Origin of the sequence: Agrococcus citreus, assembly GCF_039527715.1 — a bacterium.
Taxonomy (GTDB): domain Bacteria; phylum Actinomycetota; class Actinomycetes; order Actinomycetales; family Microbacteriaceae; genus Agrococcus; species Agrococcus citreus.
The window spans coordinates 428,513-453,905 of sequence record NZ_BAAAKK010000005.1; the positions used below are offsets into that span (position 1 = coordinate 428,513).

A 25,393-nucleotide genomic window follows, 5' to 3' on the forward strand; every position below is an offset into this window, starting at 1 on the left:
GGCCCGCCGATCGGCGGGCCCTTCATCGTGCGCGGCAGCGGATGCGGCGATCAGCACTCGATGAACGCCACGGCGAGCCCGCCGAGCGATGTCTCCTTGTACTTGTCGCTCATGTCGGCGCCGGTGCGGCGCATCGTCTCGACGGCGGTGTCGAGGCTCACGTAGTGCGTGCCGTCGCCCTGCTGCGCCATGCGCGCCGCGTTGATCGCCTTCACGCTCGCCATCGCGTTGCGCTCGATGCACGGGATCTGCACGAGCCCCTTGATCGGGTCGCACGTGAGGCCGAGATTGTGCTCGATGCCGATCTCGGCGGCGTTCTCGATCTGCTCGGGCGTCGCCCCCAGCACGGCGGCGAACCCGGCGGCGGCCATCGCGCACGCGGAGCCCACCTCGCCCTGGCAGCCGACCTCGGCGCCCGAGATCGACGCGTTCGACTTGATGATGATGCCGATTGCGCCCGCGACCAGCAGGAAGCGCACCTGCCACGACACCTCATCGTCGACGCAGTTCGCGAACCGGTCGGCGTAGTGCATGACCGCCGGGATGATCCCCGCGGCGCCGTTCGTCGGCGCGGTGACGACCCGCGCGCCCGCCGCGTTCTCCTCGTTCACGGCGAGCGCGTAGAGGTTCACCCACTCCATGCCCTCGAGCAGGTCGGGTCTGCCGGTCTTGGGCGCCGCGTCGCGCGCGAGCAGCTTGTCGTGCCAGTCCTTGGAGCGCCGCTTGACGTCGAGCCCGCCCGGCAGGATCCCGTCGGTCTCGATGCCGTGCGCGACGCACTCCTGCATGACCTCCCAGATGCGCTCGAGCCGCGCGATCGTCTCGTCGCGGGAGCGCCAGGCCGTCTCGTTCTCGAGCATGAGCTCGGCGACCGACAGGCCCGTCTCGCGGCACCGAGCCACGAGCTCGTCGCCGTGGCTGAACGGGTACCGCACGGGGTGCGCCTGCGTCGCCGGCTCGGGCACGGGCGAGAGCACGTCGCCCTCGTCGTGCCGCATGACGAAGCCGCCGCCGATGGAGTAGTAGCCCGCCGTGGCGATCTCGGTGTCGGCCGCGTCGTACGCCGTGATGCGCAGCGCGTTCGGGTGCTCGCGGCGCACCGTGAGCGGCCGGAAGATGAAGACCTTCGACTCGTCGAACGGCACCGTGCGCCGACCGCCGAGCTGCAGCTCGCCCGACGCGCGGATCTGCTCGAGCGTCGCGGTGATCTGCGGCGTCTCGACGGTGTCGGGCGCGAGGCCCGAGAGCCCGAGCATGATCGCCGTGTCGGTGCCGTGCCCGGAGCCCGTGGCGCCGAGCGACCCGAGCAGGTCGACGCGCAGCCGCGCGATGTCGTCGAAGCGACCCGACGCATCCGCTTGCGCGACGAAGTCGAGCGCAGCGCGCATCGGACCGATGGTGTGCGACGACGACGGGCCGATGCCGATCTTGAACATGTCGAGCACCGAGAGCGACTCGAAGACCGGGGCGGTCGCGGTGGCGTGGCTGCCGACCTCGACCGGCTCCTGGAGCCGGCCGTTCGTGATGGCGTGCGACGTCACGGTCGACTCCTCCGGTTCAAGCGCGTCGAGCCGCACCGATGGCGCGGCTCAGAGGCTCAGGCGCTGCGGCCCTGCTGCACGTCGTCGACGTACTCGTCGTCGTCGGGCTTGTACTCGGCGTAGTCGGCCCACTTGTCGACGAGCTCGTCGTTCTCGGGGACGCTGCCGAGCTCCTGCGCGAGGACGTTGTAGTTGATGTTGGGGCTGAACGACTTCAGCTCTCGAGCCAGCTTCGTGTGCTTGGCCTTCTGGCGACCACGACCCATGCTGGACCCCCTTGCGAACTGCGCCGGCCTGCGCCGACGAACGGTTGAGAACTCCTGTGATAAGTCCAACCTTCATGATAGCACCGAGCCCTTGGGGCGGATGTGCGGCGGCCACGAGCGGGGGATGAGGCCCGTCATCTCACGCGGGCATCGCGGGCACGATGGTGGCGCCGAGCAGCAGTCCGACGGATGCCGCGATCGCGCCGCCGACGACCGTGACGGCGATCGTCGCCAGCGCGTGGCCGCCGCGGCGGCGCTCGAGCTGCTCGACCCCGTGCACGGCGAACGCGGAGTAGGTGGAGAGCCCGCCGCAGAAGCCGGTGACGAGGATCGCCCGCCAGGCGCTGTCGTGCACGAGCGCGCTCGTCAGCAACCCCGCGAGGAGGCTCGCGACGAGGTTGACCGCGATCGTCGCGCGCACCGGCCGCTCGCGCGCGAGCGCGCCCGTGAGGAAGCGGACGACGGCGCCCGCGCCGCCCGCGAGGGCGATGCCCAGCAGCTCGAGCGGCGTCATGCGGCACGCTTCGCGGCGAGCCGGCGGCCGAGGGCGAGCCCCGCCCACGCGGCGAGCATGCTCGCGAGGAGCATCCCGACGGCGAGGGCGATCCCGGGCAGCGCGGGCACGAGGGTCGGCCACCCGCCGCTCGCACCGCTCGCGGAGACGCTCGCGACGGCGACCGCGCTGAACGTCGTGAAGCCGCCGAGGAGCCCTGCGCCGATGCCGTGCCGCACCCAGTCGGGCGCGCCGGCGAGGGCCGCCACCGAGAGGCCCAGCAGCGCGGAGCCGAGCGCGTTCACGGCGAAGAGCGCCCACCAGTCGGCGATCGCCGCCTCGAGCAGCGCACGCGCCGCGGTGCCGAGGGCACCGCCCACTGCGACGGCGAGCACGGAGCGGGCGAGGGGCACGGAGCCAGCGTAGGCGGCCCCGAGCAGTCCTGCCCGACGAGCGGGAACGCTTGACATTGACGCTGCGTCAACCTCTAGCGTCGTCGACATGGAGTGGTCGATCCAGCGCATCGCGAAGCTCGCCGGCGTCTCGAGCCGCACCCTGCGGCACTACGACGCCGTCGGCATCCTCGCTCCTGCCCGCACCGACGCGAGCGGGATGCGCTGGTACGACGAGGCGTCCCTCTCGCGCCTGCAGCGCATCCTGCTGCTGCGCGGGCTGGGCGTCGGCATCCCCGCGATCGCCGACAGCCTCGAGCGCGCGACCGACGAGGAGGCGCTCGGAGCGCACCTCGCCGACCTCGAGCGCGAGGCCGACCGCATCCGCAGGCAGATCCGCGCCGTCGAGCAGACGCTGCGGGCACGAGAGGAGGGAGCCGCCATGACGGCAGAGGAAGCGCTCGACGGGTTCGACCAGAGCCAGTACGAGCAGGAGGTGACCGAGCGGTGGGGTGCTGACGCCTGGAAGCAGGGTCAGGACTGGTGGAAGCGCATGTCGGATGACGACAAGCGCGGCTTCCAGCAGGAGCACCTCGACATCGCGGCGGGCTACGCGTCCGCGCGCGACGCGGGGGAGGACGTCGAGTCCGAGCGGGTGCAGGCGCTCGTCGAGCGCCACTACCGCTGGGTCGGTGCCGGCTGGCAGACGTCCGAGCCCGACGTCGACATGTTCGCGGGCCTCGGCGACATGTACGTCGCCGACGAGCGGTTCGCCGCCAACTACGGCGGCACCGCCGGCGCCGAGTACGTGCGCGACGCCATGCGCGCGTTCGCCGCGAAGCGGCAGCGATAGCGACAGCGGTCGATCAGCAGGCTGCGGGGCGGATGCGGGGGTCAGCCCCATATCCGCCCCACAGCCGCGGGTGCAAGGATCGCTGAGTGCATCTGCTCTCGCTCGCCAGCCTCAAGAACCGCGCGCTCATCGTCCTCGCGACGCTCTGCATCGCCATCTTCGGCGGGGTCGCCCTCACCAGCCTCAAGACCGAGCTGACCCCCGAGCTCGAGCTGCCGGCCGTCGTCGTCACGACGACGCTGCCGGGCGCGAGCCCCGAGATCATGAGCGAGGACGTCACGGGCCCCATCGAGCGCGCCATCCAAGCGGTGCCGGGACTCGAGGGCACGTCGGGCACGTCATCGACGAGCTCGAGCGTCGTCTTCGCCGAGTTCACGTACGGCATCAACATCCCGACCACCGAGCAGCGCGTGCAGCAGGCGGTCAACCGCATCCTCTCCCAGCTGCCCGAGAACGCCGAGCCCACGGTGCTCACCGGCTCGATCGCCGACTTCCCCGTGCTGCGCGTCGCCATCTCGTCGCCCGGCGACCAGTCGGCGCTCGTCGACCGCATCGAGACCATCGCGGTGCCGCAGCTCGAGCGCACCGACGGCGTGCGCGCCGTCGAGCTGCAGGGCGCGCCGGGCCAGCGCATCACGATCACGCCCGACGACGCGGCGCTCGCGGCCGAGGGCTTCTCTCGCGCCGACATCACCCAGGCGCTCGACGAGCACGGCCAGCTGCTGCCCGGCGGCACGGTCGACGACGGCGACCAGACGCTCAGCGTGCAGATCGGCGAGCGGCTCGGCTCGGTCGAGGATGTCGAGAGCCTGCCGCTCAGCCGCGAGCAGGCCGCCGAGCCCGACCCCGCGAACCCGGCGAACGCGCCGCCCGCGACCGAGACGGTGACGATCGGCGACATGGCCGAGGTCGCGCTCGAGCAGGATCCCGTCTCGTCGATCGCGCTCGTCGACGGCGAGCCGGCGATCATCCTCTCGATCACGAAGACGCAGGCGTCGAACACGGTCGACGTGTCGCACGCGGTGCAGGAGCTGCTGCCGACGCTGCAGTCGGAGCTCGGCGACGACGTCACCTTCACGACCGTGCTCGACCAGGCCCCCTACATCGAGCACTCGGTCGAGGCGCTCGCGGTCGAGGGCGTGCTCGGCCTCGTCTTCGCCATCCTCGTCATCCTCATCTTCCTGTGGTCGCTCCGGTCGACGATCGTCACCGCCGTGTCGATCCCGGTCTCGGTGCTCATGACCTTCATCGGCATGTGGGCCGCCGGCTACTCGCTCAACGTGCTCACGCTCGGCGCCCTCACGCTCTCGATCGGCCGCGTCGTCGACGACTCGATCGTCGTGATCGAGAACATCAAGCGGCACCTCGTGTTCCAGCCGTCCAGGTCGAAGGCGATCCTGGATGCGGTGCGCGAGGTCGCGGGCGCGATCACCGCGTCGACGATCACGACCGTCATCGTCTTCCTGCCGCTCGCCTTCGTGAGCGACATCACCGGCGAGCTGTTCCGGCCCTTCGCGCTCACCGTCACGATCGCCCTGCTGTCGTCGCTCGTCGTCGCGCTCACGATCGTGCCCGTGCTCGCCTCGTGGCTGCTGAAGCGCCCGAAGCAGGCCGTCGAGGCCGAGGAGGCCGCAGCGGCGCGCGCCGCCGCNTCGCCGCCGACGAGCGCCCCACGCGACGCTCGCTGCTCGGCCGGCGCCGCGCGACCGGCGACGCGCAGCCCGCGCTCGCGAGCCAGGCGGTCGAGGCAGAGCCCGCCGACGAGGCCGAGCGCCCCGACCGCTTGCGGCGCGGCTACCGCCCGCTGCTGCTCGCGACGCTCCGGCGCCCGTGGCTCGTGCTCGTCGGCGCGGTCGTCGTGCTCGGGGCGAGCGTGGCGGCGCTGCCGCTCATCGCGACGAACTTCCTCGGCGACGACGGCCAGACGACCGTCCAGGTCTCGCAGGCGCTCGAGCCCGGCGCGTCGCTCGACGCGCAGCTCGCCGCGGCCGAATCGCTCACGGCCGAGATCGAGCAGCTCGAGGGCGTCGAGACGGTGTCGGCGACCGTCTCGAGCGGCGCCGGATCGTTCGCGGCCTTCACGGGCGGCGGTGGCGGCGGTGCCATCAGCTACGGCGTCATCGCGGCAGAGGGCACCGACATGCCGGCCCTCCGCGAGCGCATCCTCGAGAGCGCCGAGGGCGCCGAGGGCGACGTCACCGTCGGCCAGTCGGCGGGCCTCGGCGGCAGCGACATCGAGATCGACGTGCAGGCGCCGACGCCCGACGCGCTCGAGGCCGCCACGGCATCCGTCGTCGACGCGGTCGCGGGCCTCGACGGCGTCGCGCAGGTGACCGACTCGCTCGAGGGTGCGCAGCCGCTCGTGCAGGTCGCGGTCGACCGCGAGCTCGCGGCGAGCATCGGCCTGAGCGAGGCTGCGGTCTCGGGCCTCGTCGCGCAGGCGATGCAACCGACGCCCGTCGGCGAGATCCAGCTCGACGGCTCGCTCGTGCGCATCTGGCTCGACGCGATCGCACCCGCGACGACGCTCGACGAGCTGCGAGCGCTCGAGCTGCCGACGCCCACCGGTCCGCTGCCGCTCTCCGACGTCGCCGAGGTGACGCAGATCGAGGGCCCGGTGTCGATCTCGACGAGCGACGGCGCGCGCACGGCGACCGTCACGGTGACGCCGAGCGCGACGGATGTCGGCGGCGTCTCCGGCGGTGTGCAGTCGGCGCTCGGCGACCTCGAGCTCGCCGACGGCGCGAGCGCCGAGGTCGGCGGCGTCGCGACGCAGATCACGGATGCGTTCACGCAGCTCGGCATCGCGGCGCTCATCGCCGTGCTGCTCGTCTACGTCGTCATGGTCGCGACGTTCAAGAGCCTGCTGCAGCCGTTCCTGCTGCTCGTGTCGGTGCCGTTCGCGGCGACGGGCGCGATCGCGATGCAGCTCATCACCGGCGTGCCGCTCGGCGTCGCGTCGATGGTCGGCGTGCTCATGCTCGTGGGCATCGTGGTGACGAACGCGATCGTGCTCATCGACCTCGTCAACCAGTACCGCGACCGCGGGCTGAGCGTGCGCGAGGCGCTCGTTGAGGGTGCCGAGCGGCGCCTGCGGCCGATCCTCATGACCGCTGCGGCGACGATCTTCGCGCTCATCCCCATGGCGGCGGGGCTCACCGGTCAGGGCGGGTTCATCTCGCAGCCGCTCGCGATCGTCGTCATCGGCGGGCTCATCTCGTCGACGCTGCTGACGCTCATCGTGCTGCCCGTGCTCTACCTCGTGGTCGAGGGCGCGATCGAGCGCCGCCGCGTCCGCTCGGGCAGCGGCACGCGCGCCGAGCGTCGAGGCGAGCTCGCGGAGGCCGGAGCCCGCTGACCGCGCACTCACAGCCGACGTCTGGCCGGGCGTTGGTTGAATGGGTGCTGCCCGTCGATCATCGGGAAGGGGGATGTCGGTGCCGAGCTTCCTCATCGTCCACTGCGCGAGCCAGGACGGCCGCCTCGACGCCTACCGCCAGCCCCCGACGCTCGACATCGGCGGACTGCGCGTGCCGCTCGACTGGGGCGACATCACCCTGCACGTGCCCGCCGGTGACCTGCCGGTGACTGTGTTCGTCACCCGCACCTCGGGGCTCGTGGAGGGCGCGACGATCACCGTGCGCGCGCCCGCGGCGACCGGTACGCGGCTGACGTTCGTGCCGCCGCTGCAGGCCGGCGGCACGTCGCACCTGCGCATCGACGGGCAGTGGCCGGCGGATTCGTCGATGCACTACTACGCCGCCCGCGACGCCCGCACCCTCACGGCACCCGCCGTCTCCTCGGTGCCGACCCCGAACCTGAGCGAGGGCCGCCAGCGCGCGCAGGCCAACCTCCGCGTCGTGAGCCCGGCGGCGCAGCAACCGGTCGGTCCCACTCCTGGCTCGACCGCATCCGTGCCCTCGGGGCCGTCGTCGTTCGGGCACGAGCAGGGAGCGCGCGTCGACCCCGTCCGCCCGTCGGCGGATGCGCCGTCCCCGCGCTCCTACTCGCCGTCGCAGGCGAGCCCCGCGCAGCCGCCGCGGCCGCAGGGGCAGCCGCAGCAGGGCCAGCCGCCGCAGCAGCCGCCGTCCTTCGGGCAGCGGCAGGCGCCGCCGGTCGAGCTCGACGTGTACGGCCGGCCGCTCGTGCCGGGCGATCGGCAGCCGCCGCCCATCCCCACCCCCGCGGAGTTCGATCGGCTCGAGCGAGAGGCGCAGCAGGCGCAGGTCCGGGCGTACGAGGCCTGGGCCGAGCAGCAGCGGGCGCAGGCGGCCGCACAGGGCGCGGCGCAGGAGCGCCCCGGTGCCTCCCCGCACGACGGCGCGCCCGAGCGGGTGGGCCTGCCTGCGGCAGGTGCTGGTCAGGCGCAGCCCGGGTGGTACCCGGACCCGTATCGACGGTCGGATGCGCGCTGGTTCGACGGCAGGCAGTGGACGTCGTCGGTGATGCGCGCCGGTGCTCGCGCGCAGGACCTGCCCGGCTGAGCGCCCGTTTGCCCCTGTCGCTCGCGCACAGATTGCCGTAAGGTGGCTAGGTCGGCTCGGGACAGGCGCGTACTTGTGCGCCACATGGAGTGTCGCCGCGGCCGGAGTTCCCGCGAGCACCCTCGCGGTTGATCACGATGAGGCCGCGATGACTGCGGCACGACCCGCGCGAGCTATCTTCTCGCGCGCAATCCGAGATGAGCGATGGCACGCAACGAACAGCGCCCGCACGGCGCGCAGCGACCGACCGACCGACAGACGAGCCGTCCCGGCACCCGCAGCCCGGGCCACCGCGGGCACCGCGATGAGCAGCCCTCGAAGGGCCGATGGAGCCGCGACGACCGCGAGCGCCGCGGGCAGTCCGGCCCCGGCCGGCCGACGGACGGCGCCTCGCGCCGACCCAACTGGACCCCGCCGGAGGAGCGGAACCGCGACGACCGTCGCGGCCCCGCGTTCCGCACTCGAGGCAGCGCGCAGGGCGGTCGCGACCACCAGCGCGACGACCGCGTGCACCGCGGAGAGCGTCCCCGTTCCTTCGACCGCGCTCGCGACGAGCAGCACGGCCGAGGCCGCGCAGGTTCCGACGCTCGCGACGACCGCGGCGGCGACCGCCGCTTCGACGACCGCCGTCCCGCTCGCGACGACCGCGGCGGCGACCGCCGCTTCGACGACCGCCGTCCGGCTCGTGACGACCGCACGTTCGGTGACCGTCGTCCGGCTCGTGACGACCGTGGTGGCGAGCGTCGCTTCGACGACCGTCGTCCGGCTCGCGATGACCGCACCTTCGGCGACCGCCGTCCGGCGCGCGACGACCGTGGTGGCGAGCGTCGCTTCGACGACCGCCGTCCCGCTCGCGACGACCGCACCTTCGACGACCGTCGTCCCGCTCGCGACGACCGCACCTTCGGCGACCGCCGTCCGGCGCGCGACGACCGCGGTGGCGACCGCCGCTTCGGCGACCGCCGCCCCGCTCGCGACGACCGCTCCTCGAGCGACCGCCGTCCGGCTCGCGACGACCGCGGTGGCGACCGACGCTTCGACGAGCGTCCGCGCCGCGACAGCACCTACTACCCCTCGGCCGACTCCAAGCCCTTCGCCCCGAAGCAGGACGTCGTGCTCGACCGCCTCGAGGCGACGTCGATCCGCGCTGAGGACGTCGAGGGCGTCAGCTTCACCGATCTGGGCCTCGGCACCGGCATCGCGGCCGCGCTGAAGACGCTCGGCGCACCCGCTCCGTTCCCGATCCAGGCCGCCACGATCCCCGACGTGCTCGCGGGCCGCGACGTGCTGGGCCGCGGCCGCACCGGCTCCGGCAAGACGATCGCGTTCGGTGCTCCGATCACCGAGCTGCTCACGCGCAACCGCCCGGAGCGCCGCGAGATCGGCCGCAAGCCGCGCGCCATCATCCTCGCGCCGACGCGCGAGCTCGCGCAGCAGATCAACCACACGATCATGACCCTCGGCCGCGCCGTGGGCGTGTTCACCACCGTCATCGTCGGCGGCGTGAAGCAGGACCGCCAGGTCGAGTCGCTCCGCCGCGGCGTCGACATCGTGATCGGCACGCCGGGTCGCATCGAGGACCTCATCGAGCAGGGTCGCCTCAACCTCGGCGCCGTCGAGATCGCGGTGGTCGACGAGGCCGACCACATGTGCGAGCTCGGCTTCCTCGAGCCCGTGCAGCGCATCCTGCGCGGCACGCGGCACGGCAGCCAGAAGCTGCTCTTCTCGGCCACGCTCGACTCGGAGGTCGCGACGATCGTGCGCGAGTTCCTGCCGACGCCGGCCGTGCACGAGGTCGCCGGCGAGGACCAGGCGACGTCGACGATCGAGCACCAGGTGCTCGTCGCCGACCGCTTCGACAAGGATGCGGTGCTCGAGCAGATCGTCCGCAACCCGGGCCGCATCATCGTCTTCACGCGCACCCGCGCCTACGCCGACCGGCTCGCGGAGCAGTTCAGCGACGCGGGCATCGACTCGGCGAGCCTGCACGGCGACCTCAACCAGTCGCAGCGCAACCGAGCGCTCGAGAAGCTGCGCCGCGGCAAGATCGACGTGCTCGTCGCGACCGACGTCGCTGCTCGAGGCATCCACATCGACGATGTGGCGCTCGTCGTGCAGGCCGACCCGCCGGACGAGTACAAAACCTACCTGCACCGCTCGGGCCGCACGGGCCGTGCGGGGAGCAACGGTCGCGTCGTCACCGTGATCGCCCCCGCGCGCCGCAAGCGCATGCAGGAGCTGCTGCAGCGGGCCGAGATCAAGGCGCCGATGATCCCCGTGCGCCCGATGTCCGACGTGCTCGACTCGCTCACCGTCCCGCCGGTGTCGGCGGGCGTCGAGCCCGAGCTCGCGGTGGCCGCCTCGGAGTAGCGCGCTCCGAGCGCACCGCGCATCGCATCCGCACCCCCAGCCCCGGATGCAGGACGCACGCCCGCCGCGTCCCAGACGGCCCGGACCCTCGTGGTCCGGGCCGTCCGTCGTCTGAGCGGACGGGCGGACTTGCGTTGTGCGGGCGCTGGCGTAGCGTGAGGGCATGCGCGTCGTCGTGGTCGGTGGGTCCGGGAATGCGGGTGCGGCGATCGTGCGAGCGCTCGGTCGGCGAGGAGCGCAGGCCGTGCCGCTGTCGCGCTCCGGGAAGGCCGTCGCGGGCGCCCCCGGTGCCAAGGCCGACATCGTCTCCGGCGAGGGCCTCGAGGCCGCGCTCGAGGATGCCGACGCGATCGTCGACGCGTGCAACTCCCGCAATCCGCTCGATCTCAAGCCCTTCACGATCGGCGCCCGCAACGTGGTCGCGGCCGCCGAGCGCGCCGGCATCGAGCGGGCCGTGCTGCTGTCGATCCTCGGCGTCGAGCGCTCCCGGCTGCAGTACCACCGCAGGAAGCGGGAGCAGGAGCTGACGTACCTCGGCTCGTCGATGCAGGTCGCGATCGTGCGCGCCGCGCAGTTCCACGAGTGGTCGGTCGACTTCTTCGAGGCCGGCGCCGCAGTGGGCGCGATCCCGGTGTTCCTCGGCGGTCGGCTGCAGCCGGTCGACGTCGGCGAGGTCGCCGAGCTCGTCGCCGACGAGGTGATGGCCCCGTCGGGCGAGCAGGTGATCGACGTCGCCGGTCCGCAGGTGCGGGTCTCGCGCGAGCTCGCGAAGGCATGGCAGGGCGCGACGGGTGCGCGCGGCCTCATCGTCAACGGGCCCTTCCCGCCGACGATGCTCGACTACCTGCGCAGCGGCGCCAACCTCACCGAGCAGCGCAAGGGCAAGGTCACCTTCGAGGAGTGGCTCGCGCGCAGGCGCTGAACCCGCCATGGACGACGCCGCGCGGCTGGCGCCGATGCTCACGCTCGCGGCGGAGCGCGCGCGGCGGTGAGCGGGATCGCGGCGGCGTCCCCAAGGATGCCCGCCTCGGCATGGCGCGTGGGCGGTGCCGCCTAGGCTGGATGGTCGACGGCCGCGAAGGGGGACGCGTGACGGACGCGCAGCACGACGAGTGGGCTCCGCCCAGCGACGACGACGCGCCCGAGCCCTGGGACGCCTGGCAGGGCGGTGCGCCCGACGACGGCTGGGTGCCGCCGTCGGATGCCGACGCGCCGATCGCGGGCGCCGGTTCCGGCGCGACCCGCACCGCCGAGCGCCGCGGCTCGCGCGTGGCTCGCGCGTCGTCGCGCCCCTCCCCGGCGCGCGCTCCCGGCATCGCCGCGACCGCGAAGGCGGCGACGCCGCTCGAGGCGCTCACGCGGGTCTGGGGCTACGACGCGTTCCGCGGCGAGCAGGCCCAGATCATCGATGACATCGTCGCCGGGCGCGACACCGTGGTGCTCATGCCCACCGGCGGCGGCAAGAGCCTCTGCTACCAGATCCCGTCGCTCGTGCGCGAGGGCACGGGCGTCGTCATCAGCCCGCTCATCGCCCTCATGCACGACCAGGTCGACGCGCTCGAGCAGCTCGGCGTGCGCGCCGCCTACCTGAACTCCACGCAGTCGATCGACGAGCGGCGAGCGGTCGAGCAGCGGCTGCTGGCCGGCGAGCTCGACATGCTCTACCTCGCGCCCGAGCGGCTGCCCGTCGCGCAGGGCCTGCTCGACGCGGCCCCGATCGCGCTGTTCGCGATCGACGAGGCGCACTGCGTGAGCCAGTGGGGCCACGACTTCCGGCCCGACTACCTGCAGCTGCAGGTGCTGGGGGAGCGCTGGCCCGACGTGCCGCGCGTCGCGCTCACCGCGACCGCCACCGCCGAGACGCGCGCCGAGATGATCGAGCGGCTCGGCCTGCACGACGCGCGCGTCTACGTCTCGAGCTTCGACCGCCCCAACATCCAGTACCGCATCGCCCCGAAGCAGGACGCGAAGGCGCAGCTGCTCCGCATCATCCGCGACGAGCACCCGGGCGCCGCGGGCATCGTCTACTGCCTCTCCCGCAAGTCGGTCGAGGGCACCGCGGCATGGCTGCAGGCGCAGGGCATCGACGCGCTGCCGTACCACGCGGGCCTCGACGCGCGTCTCCGCGCGGCCAACCAGCAGCGCTTCCTGCGCGAGGACGGGGTCGTGATGGTCGCGACGATCGCCTTCGGGATGGGCATCGACAAGCCCGACGTGCGGTTCGTCGCGCACCTCGACCTGCCGAAGTCGGTCGAGGGCTACTACCAGGAGACCGGCCGCGCCGGCCGCGACGGCGAGCCGTCGACCGCGTGGCTCGCGTACGGGCTGCAGGACGTCGTGCAGCAGCGGAGGATGATCGCCGACGGCGAGGGCGACGCCCAGCGCAAGCGCAACCAGACGCTGCACCTCGACGCGATGCTCGCGCTCTGCGAGACCGTCGAGTGCCGCCGGCAGCAGCTGCTCGCCTACTTCGGCGAGCAGAGCACGCCGTGCGGCAACTGCGACACGTGCTTGACGCCGCCCGAGTCGTACGACGGCACCGTGCCCGCGCAGAAGCTGCTCTCGACGATCGTGCGCCTGCAGCGCGAGCGCCGCCAGGCATTCGGCGCCGGCCACCTCGTCGACATCCTCGTCGGCGCCGACACCGAGCGCATCCGCACCCAGGGCCACGACCGGCTGGCGACCTACGGCATCGGCAGCGACCTGCCCGCCGCGCAGTGGCGCGGCATCGTGCGGCAGCTGCTCGCGCAGGGACTGCTCAAGGTGCAGGGCGAGTACGGCGTGATCGCGATCACGGATGCGTCGGCGGCGGTGCTGGCGGGCGAGCGCGAGGTGCGCCTGCGGCACGAGGCGAAGGCGCCCGCGAAGGCGCAGCGGCGCTCCGAGAGCACGCTGCAGCTCGACGACGTGCAGCAGTCGCGCTTCCAGTCCCTGCGCGCCTGGCGCGCGGCGACCGCGAAGGAGCAGGCGGTGCCCGCGTACGTCGTCTTCAACGACAAGACGCTCGCGGCGATCGCTGAGCGCCGCCCCGCGACGATGGTCGAGCTGTCGACCATCTCGGGCGTGGGCGAGGCGAAGCTCGAGCGCTACGGCGACGCGGTGCTCGAGGTGCTGGCGGCATCGTGAGCGCCCCCGGATCCGTGCGGCTCGACGTCTGGATCTGGGCGGTGCGGCTGCTCAAGACCCGAGCGGCTGCGACGGCCGCGTGCCGCGGCGGGCACGTGAAGCTCAACGGCCAGGCGGCGAAGGCGTCGCAGCCCGTGCGCATCGGCGACGAGGTGCGGGTGCGGGTCTCGGGGTTCGATCGGGTCGTGGGCGTGCGGCAGCTGCTGCCCAAGCGCGTCGGCGCCGCCATCGCCGTCGAGGCGTACGAGGACCGCTCGCCCGCGCGGCCGACCGCGATCGAGGCCGCCCAGGTGCCGCATCGTCCGCGCGGCGCCGGCCGCCCGTCGAGCAGGGAGCGTCGCGAGATCGACCGCCTGCGCGGCCGCGACTGAACCCGGCGCTACCAGAGGCCGGGCACGTCGTCCATCGAGGCGGCGATGAGCATGACGACGAGCGTCACCGCGAAGCACGCCGCGACGAGGCCGCTGATGATCGCGAGCCAACCGCCCACCTTCGGCACCGAGCCGGTGCCCTTCGAGCTCATCACGACGCCAACGGCGGCGAGCACGATGGCGGCGGCGAGGACGGCGAGGGTCACGACGAGGGGCGCTGGCACGCGTTCAGTGAACCACGCGGGCTGCAGAGCGGCGAGCGAGCAGCGCGCTGCACGACATCCGTCGGCGCGGGCGGTGCGCGGTGAGTTAGGCTTGCCTTACTTACCTGTTGAGGAGTCCTCCATGCGCCGCACGAACGCGCTCGCCCTGCCCGCCGCCCTCGCCGCGCTCGCGCTCGCCGCCTGCTCGTCGACCGCCGAGGCTCCCGCCGAGTCGGGCGCCGCCGGCGAGCCCATCGTCATCGAGCACGCCTTCGGAGAGACCGAGGTGCCCGCGGGCGTCGAGCGCGTCGCGACCGTCGGCGCATCCACCGAGGACGCGCTGCTCGCCCTCGACGTCGTCCCGGTCATCATGCCGCGCATCGTGTGGGGCTCCGAGGAGTCGGGCATGTACCGCTGGACCGAGGAGCGCATCGACGAGCTGGGCGCCGAGCCGCCCGCGCTCTGGGACGAGACCGACGGCATCGACTTCGAGGCCATCAACGCGGCCGAGCCCGAGCTGATCCTCGCGCCCTACTCCGGCATCACGCAGGAGGACTACGAGACGCTCTCGAGCATCGCGCCGACCGTGGCGTTCCCCGAGGCGGCGTGGGCCACGCCGTGGCGCGACACCATCCGCATCACCGGTGAGGCGCTCGGGCGCAGCGACGACGCGGATGCGCTGCTCGCCGACCTCGACCAGCAGATTGCCGACGCCGCGGCCGCGCACCCCGAGCTCGAGGGGAAGACCTCGATGTTCACGTTCATCACCGCCGCCGACCTCGGCACGATCGGCTACTACGCGCCCGACGACGCGCGCCAGGCGTTCCTCGAGGAGCTCGGGCTCGAGACCGCGCCGAGCGTCGTCGAGCTCTCGGAGACCGTCGACGGCTTCTACGGGCAGGTGAGCGCCGAGCAGGCCGACACCTTCGCCGACGTCGACGTGCTCTTCGCCTACGGCGACGAGGCGCTGCTGACGGCGATGCAGGCCGACCCGCTGCTGAGCACGATCCCCGCGATCGCGCGCGGCTCGGTCGTGCTGCTGCCCGACGCGACGCCCCAGGCGGCAGCCGTCTCGCCGCCGACGGCGCTGTCGCTCCCGTGGGCGCTCGACGACTACGCAGCCCAGATCGCCGAGGCCGCGGCGAAGGTCGGGTGACCCGGACCGCACCGACGCGCCGGGCGCGGCCCACGGGTCGCGCCCGCGCTCGCGTGCTCGCGGCCATCGCGCTCGTCGTGCTGCTCGCGCTCGCGTGCGCGGGCTCGCTCGTCTTCGGCTCGCGCGAGGTCGCGCTCGCCGACGCGCTCGCGGCGCTGCTCGACCCGCAGCTGAGCGACATCGGCTCGATCGCGGTGCGCGAGCGGATCCCGCGCACCGTGCTCGCCGTCATGGCGGGCGCCGCGCTCGGGCTCTCCGGCGCCCTCCTCCAGGCCGTCACGCGCAACCCGCTCGCCGAGCCGGGCATCCTCGGCGTCAACACCGGCGCATCCCTCGCGGTCGTCTGCGGCATCGCCTTCTTCGGTGCCTCGACCGGCCAGCACTTCCTCGTGCTCGCCCTCATCGGCGCCGCGCTCACCGCGGTGCTCGTCTTCGCCATCGGCGGCGTCGGCACCGGCGGCGCGACGCCGGTGCGGCTCGCGCTCGCCGGCGCTGCGACGACGGCCGCGCTCTCGTCGCTCGTCAGCGCCGTGCTGCTGCCGCGCCTGCAGGCGATGGAGGAGTTCCGGTTCTGGCAGGTCGGAGACGTCTCGCGGGCCCAGTGGGACGTCATGCTCACGGTCGCGCCGGTGATCGGCATCGCCGCGCTCGTGGGCCTCGTCGTGGCACCGCTGCTCGACGTGCTCGCGCTCGGCGACGACGTCGCGCGCGGCCTGGGCGTCTCGGCGACCGGCGTCCGCGTGCTCGGCGCCGGCGCGGGCATCGCGCTCGGCGGCGCCGCGCACGCCGCCGCCGGCCCCATCGCCTTCGTGGGGCTCGCCGTGCCCCACGTGCTGCGCATCCTCGTCGGCTCGAGCCAGCGCTGGCTGCTGCCGCTGTCGATGCTCGGCGGTGCCACGCTGCTCGTCGCGGCCGACCTCGTCGGCCGCGTCGTCGCCCGGCCCGCCGAGCTCGAGTCGGGCATCGTCACCGCCATCGTGGGAGCGCCGGTGCTCGTGCTCGTCGCCATGCGGATGCGCGGGCGCCAGTGAGCGCGCCGGTCGCGGCCCGCGCCGCATCCCGCCCGACGGTGCTCGCGGTCGAGCGCGGCAGGCGGGCACGACAGCGGCGCACGGTCATCGCGACCGCGGTGCTCGGCGTCGTCACGCTCGCGCTGCTCGCGACATCGCTCATGCTCGGCCGCGCCTTCGTGCCGATCGACGACGTGCTGCGGGTGGTGCTCGGCCAGCAGGTGCCGGGTGCCTCGTTCGACGTCGGCATGCAGCGCCTGCCGCGCGCCCTCACCGGCCTCGCCGCGGGCTTCGCGTTCGGCGTCGCGGGCGCGACCTTCCAGACCATGTTCCGGAACCCGCTCGCGAGCCCCGACTTCATCGGGATCACGGCCGGCTCGAGCGCCGCCGCGGTGTTCGCGCTCCTGGTCCTGCGCCTCGACGGCGTCGGGGTGACGGTGGCGGCGCTCGTCGCCGGTGTCGCGACCGCGGCACTCGTGACGCTGCTCGCGCGCGGCGGCGGTGCCGCCGGCGCTCGCTTCGTGCTCATCGGCATCGGCGTCGGTGCCGCGCTCGACGCGTTCGTCTTCTGGGTGCTGCTGCGCTCCGACCCCTACGACGTGCCCGCCGCGATGCGGTGGCTCACCGGGAGCCTCTCGACACCGAGGTGGGAGGAGGTCAGGCTCGTGGGGATCGCGGTGCTCGTGCTGCTGCCGCTCGTGCTCTGGCTCGCCCGGTCGCTGCGCGTGCTCGAGCTCGGCAACGAGACGGCCCTCGCGCTCGGCGAGCGCGTCGGCGTCAAGCGCGGGGCGCTCGCGATCGCCGCGGTCGCGCTCACGGCGTGCGCGACCGCGACCACCGGGCCGATCGCGTTCGTCGCCTTCCTCGCCGGCCCCATCTCCGGCGCGATCGCGGGCCGCGGCAGGCTCGTCGCGGCGGGCTTCGTCGGTGCGTCGCTCGTGCTCGCCGCCGACCTCGTCGGCCAGCTCGCCTTCGACACCCGCTTCCCCGTCGGCGTCGTCACGGGCATCGTGGGCGTGCCCTTCCTCCTGTTCCAGCTCGTGCGCATCCAACGCAAGGGAGCCGCATCATGACCTCCACCACCGCGCTCGCCGCCCGCGACATCACCGTCGGCTACGGCTCGAGACCCGTGCTCGAGGGCGTCGACCTCGAGATCCCGGACGGCCGCATCACCGTCATCGTCGGGGCGAACGCGAGCGGCAAGTCGACGATGCTCAAGGCGCTCGCCCGGGTCATCGCGCCCTCCGGCGGCCCCGTGCTGCTCGACGGCGAGCCGATCGCGCGGATGCCGGGCAAGGCCCTCGCGCGCCGGCTCGGCCTGCTGCCGCAGTCGCCCGTCGCCCCCGAGGGGCTGTCGGTCGCCGAGCTCGTCGGCTTCGGCCGGCACCCGCACCGGCGGGCGCTCGGCGGCTGGAGCACCGCCGACACCGAGGCGGTCGCCGAGGCGCTCGATGCCGCCGGAGTCGCGGAGCTCGCCGAGCGCGACGTCGATGCGCTCTCGGGCGGCCAGCGGCAGCGCGCGTGGATCGCGATGGCGCTCGCGCAGCGCACCGATCTGCTGCTGCTCGACGAGCCGACGACGTTCCTCGACCTCGCCCACCAGGTCGAGGTGCTCGACCTGCTCACCGACCTCAACCGGCGCTCCGGCACGACGATCGCCCTCGTGCTGCACGACCTCAACCTCGCGGCCCGCTACGCCGACCACATGGTCGCGATGCGGCACGGTGCCGTCGTGGCGGTCGGCTCACCGGTCGAGGTCGTCACCGAGCAGCTCGTCGCCGACGTGTTCGGCCTCGACGCGCTCGTCATGACCGATCCGGTCTCGGGCACACCGCTCGTGCTGCCGCGCGGCCGCCACCACGTGCTCGCGCGCTGAGCGCGAACCGCGACTCGTGCGGTCAGGATCCGGAGGCCGCGATCGCGAGCGTCAGCCCGGCCGGCACGGCGAGCGCGGTGCCGATCACGAGCGCGGTCACGCCGAATGCGAGCAGCGGGCGCGAGGTCGAGTCGTCGCGGCGCTTCGAGCCGAGCACGAGCAGCACGATCCCGCCGGCGATCGCGAGCACGCCCGCGAGCAGCATCAGCAGCACGAGCGGCGTCAACATCATCGCGGAGGCCATGCCGCGAGCGTAGCCCGCGCCGCTGGGGGTGCGATGGGCTTCGATAGGCTGGAGCACGTGCCTCGCCCCGACATCTCGCCCGTGATCGCCCGCTCCTGGCTGCTCGTGCCGGCCTCCCGCCCCGAGCTCTTCGAGATCGCGCAGGAGAGCGAGGCGGATGCGATCATCATCGACATCGAGGACGCCGTCGCTGCGAAGGACAAGGTGCAGGCGCGCGCCGACACGGTCGCGTGGCTCTCGAGCGGCCACCGAGCGTGGGTGCGCATCAACGACGCCGCGAGCGAGTTCTGGAGCACCGATTGCGCCGCGCTCCGGGACGTCCCCGGTCTCGAGGGCGTGATGCTCGCGAAGACCGAGTCGGCGAGCCACGTGAACGACACCGCCGACCGCCTGCCCGAGGGGATGCGCATCCTCGCTCTGGTCGAGACCGCCCGCGGCGTGCTGCACGTCGAGCAGATCGCCAGCGCGCCGTCGACCTTCCGGATCGCGTTCGGCACCGGCGACTTCAAGCGCGACACCGCGACCGGGGAGGACCCGGTGGCGCTCGCCTACGCGCGCTCGCAGCTCGTGATCAACTCGCGCGCCGCGCGGCTCCCCGCGCCCATCGACGGGCCGACGCTCTCGGCCGACGCGCTCGCCGAGGGCACGAGGCTCTCGAAGGAGATGGGCATGTCGGGCAAGCTGTGCCTCACGCACACGCAGGCCCCGACGATCAACGCGGGCCTCGCGCCGAGCCCCGAGGACGTCGCATGGGCCCACGGCTTCGTGCGCGCGTTCGAGGAGTCGGGCGGCAAGATCACCGACGGCAGCGACCTGCCGCGACTCGCGCGGGCGCAGAAGATCCAGACGCAGGCGCGCGACTTCGGCATCGAGGCCGCCGCGGCCGAGCTCGGCAGCCTCAACTACTGACCGGGCACGCAAGAGGGGCGGGGCGCCGAGCGCCCCGCCCCTCTCTCGCGCTGCGAGTCAGCGGAAGGTGTCGCGGACGTCGTCTCCGGCGTCCTTGACGTGCTCCCCGGCCTGCTTCGCGTTGGCGACGGTCTGGTCCTTGTGGCCCTCCGCCTCCAGGCGCTCGTTGTCGGTGGCGTCGCCGAGGCCTTCCTTGGCCTTGCCGACGGCGTCCTTGGCGGCGTTCGAGATCTTGTCGTCGAGTCCCATGCGAACCTCCTTGATCATCGGGAGCTGTGTGCTCCCTCGAACGACCGTAGGGGGACAACCTGGGAGTGCCGTCAGGGCGCTCCGGGATCCCCGCCACCCGGGCGGATGACCGGGTTCGACGACGTCGTGACGGGAGGCCCGACCGAACCCGGTGCCGACGCATCCGCCTCGAGCTGCGCCCGCTCGGCGCGCGCCTGCATGGCCTCCTCCATCGCCGACTTCTGGCGCAGCGGCGGCGCCTTGAAGAAGAACGCGAGCACGAGCGCGATGCCGACGACCGCGAGCGCCACCCAGAACGGGCCGGAGGTGGCGTTCGAGAAGCCGTCGAGGAACGGCGCGGTGAGCCGTGGGTCGGCGGTGTTCAGGAACGACGAGTCCTCGTTGAGGGCGCCGCCGATCTGCGACGGGTTCTGGAGGATGCCGAGGATGCGCTCGTTGCCGGGATCGGCCAGCACGGCCGGGTCCTGGAGCGCGGCGTCGAGGTCGGCGCGCAGGTCCTGCCGGCCGAACGAGGTCTGCAGCGTCTCCGGCAGGCGCGAGAAGAGCATCGAGAAGACGACCGCGACACCGGCGGTGCCGCCGAGCTGGCGGAAGAACGTCGACGAGCTCGTCGCGACGCCCATGTCCTTGGGCTCGACCGAGTTCTGCGAGGCGATCGTGAGCGTCTGCATGAGCTGGCCGAGCCCGAGGCCGAGCAGCAGCTGGCCCACGAGCAGCACCCAGAGCGGGCTGTCGTACTGCAGGGTGACGAGCACGCCGTAGGCGATCGCCATGACCGCGAGGCCGATGACGGGGAAGAACCCGTACCGGCCGGTGCGCGCGATCACCTGGCCCGAGCCGATCGAGGCGATCATGAGGCCGAGGATCATCGGCAGCGTCGAGAGCCCCGCCTCGGTCGGGTTCATGCCGTGCACGATCTGCAGCACGAACGGGATCATCATCATGCCCGCGAACATGCCGAAGCCGGTGAAGACGCCGAGCAGCGTGGCCATCGAGAACGTGCGGTTGCGGAACAGCTTGAGCGGGATGAGCGCGGCGTCGCCCATGCGCGACTCGACCCAGATGAACAGCGCGATGCCGACGGCGCCGATCCCGTAGCAGGCGATCGAGGTGATGGAGCCCCAGCCCCACTCGCGGCCCTGCTCGCCGACGAGCAGCAGCGGCACGACACCCATGACCAGCAGCGCGGCGCCCCACCAGTCGATGCGCACGCGCTCGTGGTGCGCGGGCAGGTGCAGGTAGTGCCACACCATCCACAGCGCCGCGGCACCGATCGGCAGGTTGAAGAGGAAGACCCAGCGCCAGCCGTCGAGGAACAGGATCTGCTCCGTGCCGGCGAACAGCCCGCCGATGAGCGGGCCGATGATCGACGAGATGCCGAAGACCGCGAGGAAGTAGCCCTGGTACTTCGCACGCTCGCGGGGGCTGAGCACGTCGCCCATGATCGTGAGCGGCAACGACATGAGGCCGCCGGCGCCGAGGCCCTGCAGCGCGCGGAAGGCGGCGAGCTGCACCATGTCCTGCGCGAACGAGCACGCGATCGAGCCGACGAGGAACAGCACGATGGCGATGATGAAGAGCGGCCGGCGACCGAAGATGTCGCTGAGCTTGCCGTAGATGGGCGTGACGATCGTCGAGACGATGAGGAACGCGGTCACGACCCACACCTGCAGGTCGAGGCCGTGCAGGTCGTCGGCGATCGTGCGCATCGACGTGCCGACGACGGTCTGCGACAGCGACGAGAGGAACATCGCCATCATGAGGCCGACGAGCACGAGCATGATCTGGCGGCGGGACATCAAGGGGGCGTCGGGCTCAGTGGGCTCGACGGAGCGCGGGTCGCGCTGCGGCATGGAGGGATCCTTCGTTCGTGAGAGATCGTTAGTCTAGCGAATGGAATCGTCGGACGCCACACCCTCGGCCGTCATGCCGCCTCTGGCGGGCGATGACCGTGCGACGATGGTTCACGTGCGAAAGGTGATGGCGGTGCTCGCGGCCGTGCTGCTCGTGAGCGGATGCGCGCCCGTCGCGACGCCGGAGCCGTCGGTCCCGCCCGCATCGCCCACCGCATCCGCGCCCGCAGCCTCGCCCGACGCGTCGTCCGCCGCGCCGGAGACGAGCTTTCCGGAGGCGTCGGAGACGCCCGCGCCGACGCCGCAGTGGGACGTCGCGACCGCGAGCAGCCTGCAGGTCGTCGTCAACAAGCTGCGGCCGATGGATCCGCCCGACTTCGCGCCCGAGCTGGTCGCCGTCTCGACCGGTCAGGAGGGCGGCGAGCTCGTGCGCCCCGAGCTCGACGCGGCGCTGCGCGAGCTCGATGCGGCGATGCGCGCGGCGATCGGCGAGGGCACCTACGTGACCTCCTCCTACCGCTCCTCCGCGCTGCAGGCCCAGTACTACCAGGACGCGATCGCCCGCTTCGGGCAAGCGGCCGCCGACACGACGAGTGCCCGGCCCGGCCACTCCGAGCACCAGACCGGACTCGCGATCGACGTGATGTCGACCGCGCTCGAGTGCCGGCTCGCCCGCTGCTTCGGCGAGACGGTCGCCGGGCGCTGGATCGCGGCCAACGCGTGGGAGCACGGCTTCGTCGTGCGCTACCCGGAGGGGTCGGATGCCGTGACCGGATACGCGTGGGAGCCCTGGCACCTGCGCTTCGTGGGCGCCGAGGTGTCGACGGCGATGCACGAGTCCGGCACGGCGACGCTCGAGGAGCACTTCGGCCTCGAGCCGGCGCCGGGATACGCGGAGCCGGCGCCGTGAGGGTGCGTGCAGCGGCGCTCGCCGCGATCGCGGTCGCGGCGCTCGCGGCGTGCGGGGCGCCGCAGCCCGCGCCGACCGCGACACCCGCATCGACGCCGGCCGCATCCACGCCGGCACCGGCACCGAGCGCGACCTCGCCGGCACCGACGAGCAGCGAGACCGTCGTGCGGGTCTCGGCGCTCGGCGACATGCTGCCGCACCAGACGATCCTCGACGGCGCCCGCGCGGGCGACGACTGGGACTTCGCGCAGTACTTCAGCGACATCGAGCCGGTGCTCGCCTCGAGCGGTCTCGTCACGTGCAACCTCGAGGCGCCCGTCGCGGGCGACGCGCTCGGCGTGCGCGCCTACCCCGCGTTCAACGCGCCGTCCGCGTTCGCCCGCGACCTCGCCGCATCCGGCTGCGACGCGTTCAGCACCGCCAACAACCACGCGCTCGACGCCGGCGTCGCGGGCCTCGAGGGCACGCTCGACGTGCTCGACGGGCTCCCCGTCATCTGGCACGGCACCGCGCGCTCGGCCGAGGAGCAGCTGCAGCCCGCGATCGCCGAGGTCTTGGGGCTCCGCATCGCGTTCGTCTCGGCGACGGCGCTCACGAACATCGCGGGCCCCGCCACGAGCCTCACGATGCTGTCCGACCGATCGACCGTCGAGGCGCTCATGGCGAGCGCGACCGCGCAGGCCGACGTCGTGATCGTGGCGGCGCACTGGGGCGTGGAGTACGCGCCGACCGTGCACCCGTCGCAGCGCAGCACTGCCGAGTGGCTCGCGTCGCTCGGCGCCGACGTGATCATCGGCACGCATCCGCACGTGCTCGAGCCGGTCGAGTGGATCGAGCACGATGGCGGGCGCACGCTCGTCTGGTACTCGCTCGGCAACGCGCTCTCGTCGCAGGTCGACGTGCCGCGGGTCTTCAGCGCGATCGGGCAGTTCGACATCGTCGCGGAGGACGGGGAGGTCGAGATCCGCGATCCGCGCGCGATCCCGATCTACATGCACTTCGACTGGAGCGTCGCCGACCGCAGGGCGGGCAACCTCGCGACCAGGTCGAACCCGCACCTCTACCTGCTCGAGGATGCCGCCGAGCCGCTCACGCGCTCGGCGTGGGAGACGACCGTCGAGGAGCAGCGCGCCGCGATCGCGGCGGTGCTCGGCCCGGCGGTGACGCTCGTCGACCCGTGATCGGCTGATCCCCGTCGGCGCGTCGTACCCTGCAGGCATGGCGAAGGCACGAGCGGGTGGGTCCAAGCGCAGCAGCGGCGGCGGCAGGAGGAGCGGGGGCGGCAGCTTCGGAGGCTCCTCGCGGCGATTCTCCGGCGGCGGGTCGCGCTCCAGCGGCGGTGGCAGCTTCGGCCGCTCCTCTGGCTCGCGCTCCGGCAGCTCGTGGAGCTGGGGCTCCGGCTCGAGCTCGTCGCGGCGCCGATCGGGCGGCTCGGACGGCAGCGGCAGCACGAGCGGCGACTCGATGGCCGCGGTGATCGTGGTCGCGGTGCTCATCGCGCTCTACATCTTCTTCGCGATCAGCCAGGGCTGACGGCCGCGCGGGCGGGCCGATCCGCATCCTCGCGTCGTACCCTGCCTGCATGGGCAAAGCATCGGTTTCGGGTGGCGGCGGCTTCAGGGGCGGTGGCGGCAGCTTCGGCGGCGGCGCGCGGAACTTCTCGGGCGGCGGATCGCGCTCGGGTGGCGGCGGCTTCTTCGGCGGAGGCTCGTCGGGCGGCTCGCACTCGAGCGGCTCGTCGTGGTCGTCATCGGGCTCGCACGGCTCGGCCGGTCGCCGCGGCCCGACGACCGGCGCCGACTGGGCGCTCGCGCTCGTCGCGATCGTCGTGATCCTGGTCGTCTACGCGGCGCTCGGCGCCAGCTGATGCGCTCGACGGTGCTCGCGGCCGCGACGGCCGTGCTGCTGCTGACCGGCTGCACGCAGGGCGCGCTCGAGCCGGCACCCAGCGCGAGCGACCCGGCGACCGAGCCGACGGCATCCGCGACGCCGACGCCGACGCCCGAGCCGAGCACCGTCTCGGTCTCGGCGATGGGCGACATGCTGCCGCACGACTCGGTCACCGCGGATGCGGCGCAGCCCGACGGCAGCTACGACTACGGCCAGTTCTTCGACGCCGCGCGACCGATCTGGGCCGAGAGCGACCTCGTCTACTGCAACCAGGAGGCGCCGTCGGCGGGCGTCGAGCTGGGCCTGACGTACTTCCCGGCCTTCAATGCGCCGATCGAGTTCGCGCAGGGGCTCGACGCCGCCGGCTGCAACACCATCGGGCTCGGCAACAACCACACCTTCGATCGCGGCCAGGAGGGCGTCGATCGCACACGAGCCGTGTGGGACGAGATGGATCCGCTGCTGATCTCCGGCGCCTTCCGCTCGCCGGAGGAGCAGGCGGAGGTCGCGACGACCGAGGTGAACGGCCTGACGGTCGCGTTCCTCAACTTCGTCGACCTCTCCAACACCCCGACGAACGACTACGTCGTCACGTGGCTCGACGACCCGCTCGTCGAGCAGCAGCTCGCCGAGGCTGAGGAGGTCGCCGACGCGACGATCGTCGCCGTGCACTGGGGCGACGAGTACTCGGCGGTCGTGAACGCCCGGCAGCGCGAGCAGTCGCAGCGGCTCGCCGACCTCGGCGCGGAGGTCATCATCGGCACGCACCCGCACGTGCTGCAGGAGGCGGAGTGGCTCGAGCGCGCCGACGGCTCGCGCGCCTTCGTCTACTACTCGATCGGCAACGCGCTCACGACGCAGATGGCGATCCCGCGGGTCGTGAGCGCGGTCGCGCAGTTCGACCTCGTCGGCATGCCCGGCGGCGAGGTCGAGGTCGTCGACCCTGCTGCCGTGCCGCTGTACATGCACTTCGACCTGACGCCGCAGCAGTTCGTGTCGCAGGACTGGAGCCACCGTCGCAACCTGCAGCTGCATCCGCTCGTCGACGCGGCAGAGCCGATCACCCGCTCTGCGTGGCGCAACGACCTCTCCGTCGAGTCGGGCGTCGCGCTCGTGACCGATGTGCTCGGCCCCGACGTGCGCATCGTGACGGACTCCTTCGCCCCCTGACCCCAAGCCCCTGAGTGGCGCCTCCGG

25 protein-coding genes and 1 pseudogene are annotated in these 25,393 nt (G+C 73.0%); 18 read left to right on the forward strand and 8 right to left on the reverse strand.

All coding sequences use genetic code 11. The features are described 5' to 3' along the window. Nucleotides 1-50: 50 nt before the first annotated feature. The 4 genes from ABD106_RS10890 to ABD106_RS10905 form a co-directional block, all read right to left on the reverse strand. Nucleotides 51-1,436, reverse strand: coding sequence for an L-serine ammonia-lyase (locus ABD106_RS10890; RefSeq protein WP_343921050.1), 1,386 nt, complete (start codon nt 1,434-1,436; stop codon nt 51-53). 161 nt (nt 1,437-1,597) lie between these two features. Then, nucleotides 1,598-1,807 carry a DUF3073 domain-containing protein gene (locus ABD106_RS10895; protein ID WP_343920270.1) on the reverse strand — a complete coding sequence of 70 codons (210 nt, stop codon included), beginning with the start codon at nt 1,805-1,807 and terminating at the stop codon, nt 1,598-1,600. 139 nt (nt 1,808-1,946) lie between these two features. Then, on the reverse strand, nt 1,947-2,321 hold the full coding sequence (locus ABD106_RS10900; RefSeq protein ID WP_343920272.1) for a fluoride efflux transporter FluC: 375 nt from the start codon (nt 2,319-2,321) through the stop codon (nt 1,947-1,949). After that, a complete protein-coding gene (locus tag ABD106_RS10905; RefSeq protein WP_343920274.1) occupies nt 2,318-2,713 on the reverse strand; it encodes a fluoride efflux transporter FluC in 396 nt (131 codons plus the stop codon). Before ABD106_RS10905 ends, ABD106_RS10900 begins: the two co-directional genes overlap by 4 nt. Before the next feature lie 88 nt (nt 2,714-2,801). Between ABD106_RS10905 and ABD106_RS10910 the strand changes: the two genes are divergently transcribed. From ABD106_RS10910 to ABD106_RS10945, 8 genes and pseudogenes are all read left to right on the forward strand, one after another. Next, nucleotides 2,802-3,545 carry a MerR family transcriptional regulator gene (locus tag ABD106_RS10910; protein WP_343920276.1) on the forward strand — a complete coding sequence of 248 codons (744 nt, stop codon included), beginning with the start codon at nt 2,802-2,804 and terminating at the stop codon, nt 3,543-3,545. Between the two features lie 86 nt (nt 3,546-3,631). Then, nucleotides 3,632-5,098, forward strand: a pseudogene (locus ABD106_RS10915) (efflux RND transporter permease subunit); the annotation flags it as partial. Between the two features lie 32 nt (nt 5,099-5,130). Beyond that, nucleotides 5,131-6,903, forward strand: coding sequence for an efflux RND transporter permease subunit (locus ABD106_RS10920; protein WP_343920278.1), 1,773 nt, complete (start codon nt 5,131-5,133; stop codon nt 6,901-6,903). 79 nt (nt 6,904-6,982) lie between these two features. Further along, a complete protein-coding gene (locus tag ABD106_RS10925; protein WP_343920280.1) occupies nt 6,983-8,029 on the forward strand; it encodes a DUF2510 domain-containing protein in 1,047 nt (348 codons plus the stop codon). A gap of 204 nt (nt 8,030-8,233) precedes the next feature. Beyond that, the gene (locus ABD106_RS10930) at nt 8,234-10,399 is read left to right on the forward strand and encodes a DEAD/DEAH box helicase (protein WP_343920282.1); all 2,166 of its coding nucleotides are present in this window, start codon (nt 8,234-8,236) and stop codon (nt 10,397-10,399) included. Nucleotides 10,400-10,562: 163 nt separating this feature from the next. After that, nucleotides 10,563-11,321, forward strand: a complete 759-nt coding sequence (locus tag ABD106_RS10935; RefSeq protein ID WP_343920284.1) for an SDR family oxidoreductase — start codon at nt 10,563-10,565, stop codon at nt 11,319-11,321. Nucleotides 11,322-11,488: 167 nt separating this feature from the next. Then, nucleotides 11,489-13,525: a DNA helicase RecQ gene (gene recQ / locus ABD106_RS10940; RefSeq protein WP_425545741.1), complete on the forward strand. Its 2,037-nt coding sequence runs from the start codon at nt 11,489-11,491 to the stop codon at nt 13,523-13,525. Continuing rightward, complete coding sequence (locus ABD106_RS10945; protein WP_343920285.1) at nt 13,522-13,896, forward strand: RNA-binding S4 domain-containing protein; 375 nt, start codon at nt 13,522-13,524, stop codon at nt 13,894-13,896. The genes recQ and ABD106_RS10945 overlap by 4 nt, the downstream gene beginning before the upstream one ends. 8 nt (nt 13,897-13,904) lie before the next feature. Here the strand turns inward: ABD106_RS10945 and ABD106_RS10950 are convergent, their stop codons facing one another. Continuing rightward, nucleotides 13,905-14,120, reverse strand: coding sequence for a hypothetical protein (locus ABD106_RS10950; protein ID WP_343920287.1), 216 nt, complete (start codon nt 14,118-14,120; stop codon nt 13,905-13,907). 121 nt (nt 14,121-14,241) lie between these two features. On the opposite strand from ABD106_RS10950, the gene ABD106_RS10955 reads away from it, so the two are divergent. Genes ABD106_RS10955 through ABD106_RS10970 form a run of 4 tightly spaced genes read left to right on the forward strand, consistent with a single transcriptional unit; the run spans nt 14,242 to nt 18,141 of the window. Then, a complete protein-coding gene (locus tag ABD106_RS10955; protein WP_343920289.1) occupies nt 14,242-15,255 on the forward strand; it encodes an ABC transporter substrate-binding protein in 1,014 nt (337 codons plus the stop codon). Further along, the gene (locus ABD106_RS10960; protein WP_343920291.1) at nt 15,252-16,286 is read left to right on the forward strand and encodes a FecCD family ABC transporter permease; all 1,035 of its coding nucleotides are present in this window, start codon (nt 15,252-15,254) and stop codon (nt 16,284-16,286) included. The genes ABD106_RS10955 and ABD106_RS10960 overlap by 4 nt, the downstream gene beginning before the upstream one ends. Further along, a complete protein-coding gene (locus ABD106_RS10965; protein ID WP_343920293.1) occupies nt 16,283-17,338 on the forward strand; it encodes a FecCD family ABC transporter permease in 1,056 nt (351 codons plus the stop codon). Before ABD106_RS10960 ends, ABD106_RS10965 begins: the two co-directional genes overlap by 4 nt. Further along, on the forward strand, nt 17,335-18,141 hold the full coding sequence (locus tag ABD106_RS10970; protein ID WP_343920295.1) for an ABC transporter ATP-binding protein: 807 nt from the start codon (nt 17,335-17,337) through the stop codon (nt 18,139-18,141). Before ABD106_RS10965 ends, ABD106_RS10970 begins: the two co-directional genes overlap by 4 nt. Nucleotides 18,142-18,163: 22 nt before the next feature. On the opposite strand, the gene ABD106_RS10975 is transcribed toward ABD106_RS10970, so the two are convergent. Beyond that, nucleotides 18,164-18,385, reverse strand: a complete 222-nt coding sequence (locus ABD106_RS10975; RefSeq protein WP_343920297.1) for a hypothetical protein — start codon at nt 18,383-18,385, stop codon at nt 18,164-18,166. A gap of 33 nt (nt 18,386-18,418) precedes the next feature. Here ABD106_RS10975 and ABD106_RS10980 point away from each other — a divergent pair, with 33 nt between their 5' ends. Further along, nucleotides 18,419-19,294, forward strand: a complete 876-nt coding sequence (locus tag ABD106_RS10980; protein ID WP_425545742.1) for an HpcH/HpaI aldolase/citrate lyase family protein — start codon at nt 18,419-18,421, stop codon at nt 19,292-19,294. A 57-nt stretch (nt 19,295-19,351) separates the two neighbouring features. On the opposite strand, the gene ABD106_RS10985 is transcribed toward ABD106_RS10980, so the two are convergent. Further along, nucleotides 19,352-19,543 (reverse strand): CsbD family protein, encoded by a 192-nt coding sequence (locus tag ABD106_RS10985; protein ID WP_343920301.1) that lies wholly within the window; start codon nt 19,541-19,543, stop codon nt 19,352-19,354. Nucleotides 19,544-19,614: 71 nt separating this feature from the next. Further along, entirely contained in the window at nt 19,615-21,396 is a 1,782-nt protein-coding gene (locus ABD106_RS10990; protein WP_343920303.1) for an MDR family MFS transporter, read from the reverse strand. A gap of 106 nt (nt 21,397-21,502) precedes the next feature. Between ABD106_RS10990 and ABD106_RS10995 the strand changes: the two genes are divergently transcribed. Genes ABD106_RS10995 through ABD106_RS11015 form a run of 5 tightly spaced genes read left to right on the forward strand, consistent with a single transcriptional unit; the run spans nt 21,503 to nt 25,366 of the window. Continuing rightward, nucleotides 21,503-22,306 carry a M15 family metallopeptidase gene (locus ABD106_RS10995; RefSeq protein ID WP_343920305.1) on the forward strand — a complete coding sequence of 268 codons (804 nt, stop codon included), beginning with the start codon at nt 21,503-21,505 and terminating at the stop codon, nt 22,304-22,306. After that, complete coding sequence (locus ABD106_RS11000; protein ID WP_343920307.1) at nt 22,303-23,487, forward strand: CapA family protein; 1,185 nt, start codon at nt 22,303-22,305, stop codon at nt 23,485-23,487. The genes ABD106_RS10995 and ABD106_RS11000 overlap by 4 nt, the downstream gene beginning before the upstream one ends. A 37-nt stretch (nt 23,488-23,524) precedes the next feature. Next, nucleotides 23,525-23,839, forward strand: coding sequence for a hypothetical protein (locus ABD106_RS11005; RefSeq protein WP_343920309.1), 315 nt, complete (start codon nt 23,525-23,527; stop codon nt 23,837-23,839). A 49-nt stretch (nt 23,840-23,888) separates the two neighbouring features. Next, nucleotides 23,889-24,173, forward strand: a complete 285-nt coding sequence (locus ABD106_RS11010; RefSeq protein ID WP_343920311.1) for a hypothetical protein — start codon at nt 23,889-23,891, stop codon at nt 24,171-24,173. Further along, nucleotides 24,173-25,366: a CapA family protein gene (locus ABD106_RS11015; protein WP_343920313.1), complete on the forward strand. Its 1,194-nt coding sequence runs from the start codon at nt 24,173-24,175 to the stop codon at nt 25,364-25,366. Before ABD106_RS11010 ends, ABD106_RS11015 begins: the two co-directional genes overlap by 1 nt. The last annotated feature ends 27 nt before the right edge of the window (nt 25,367-25,393 follow it).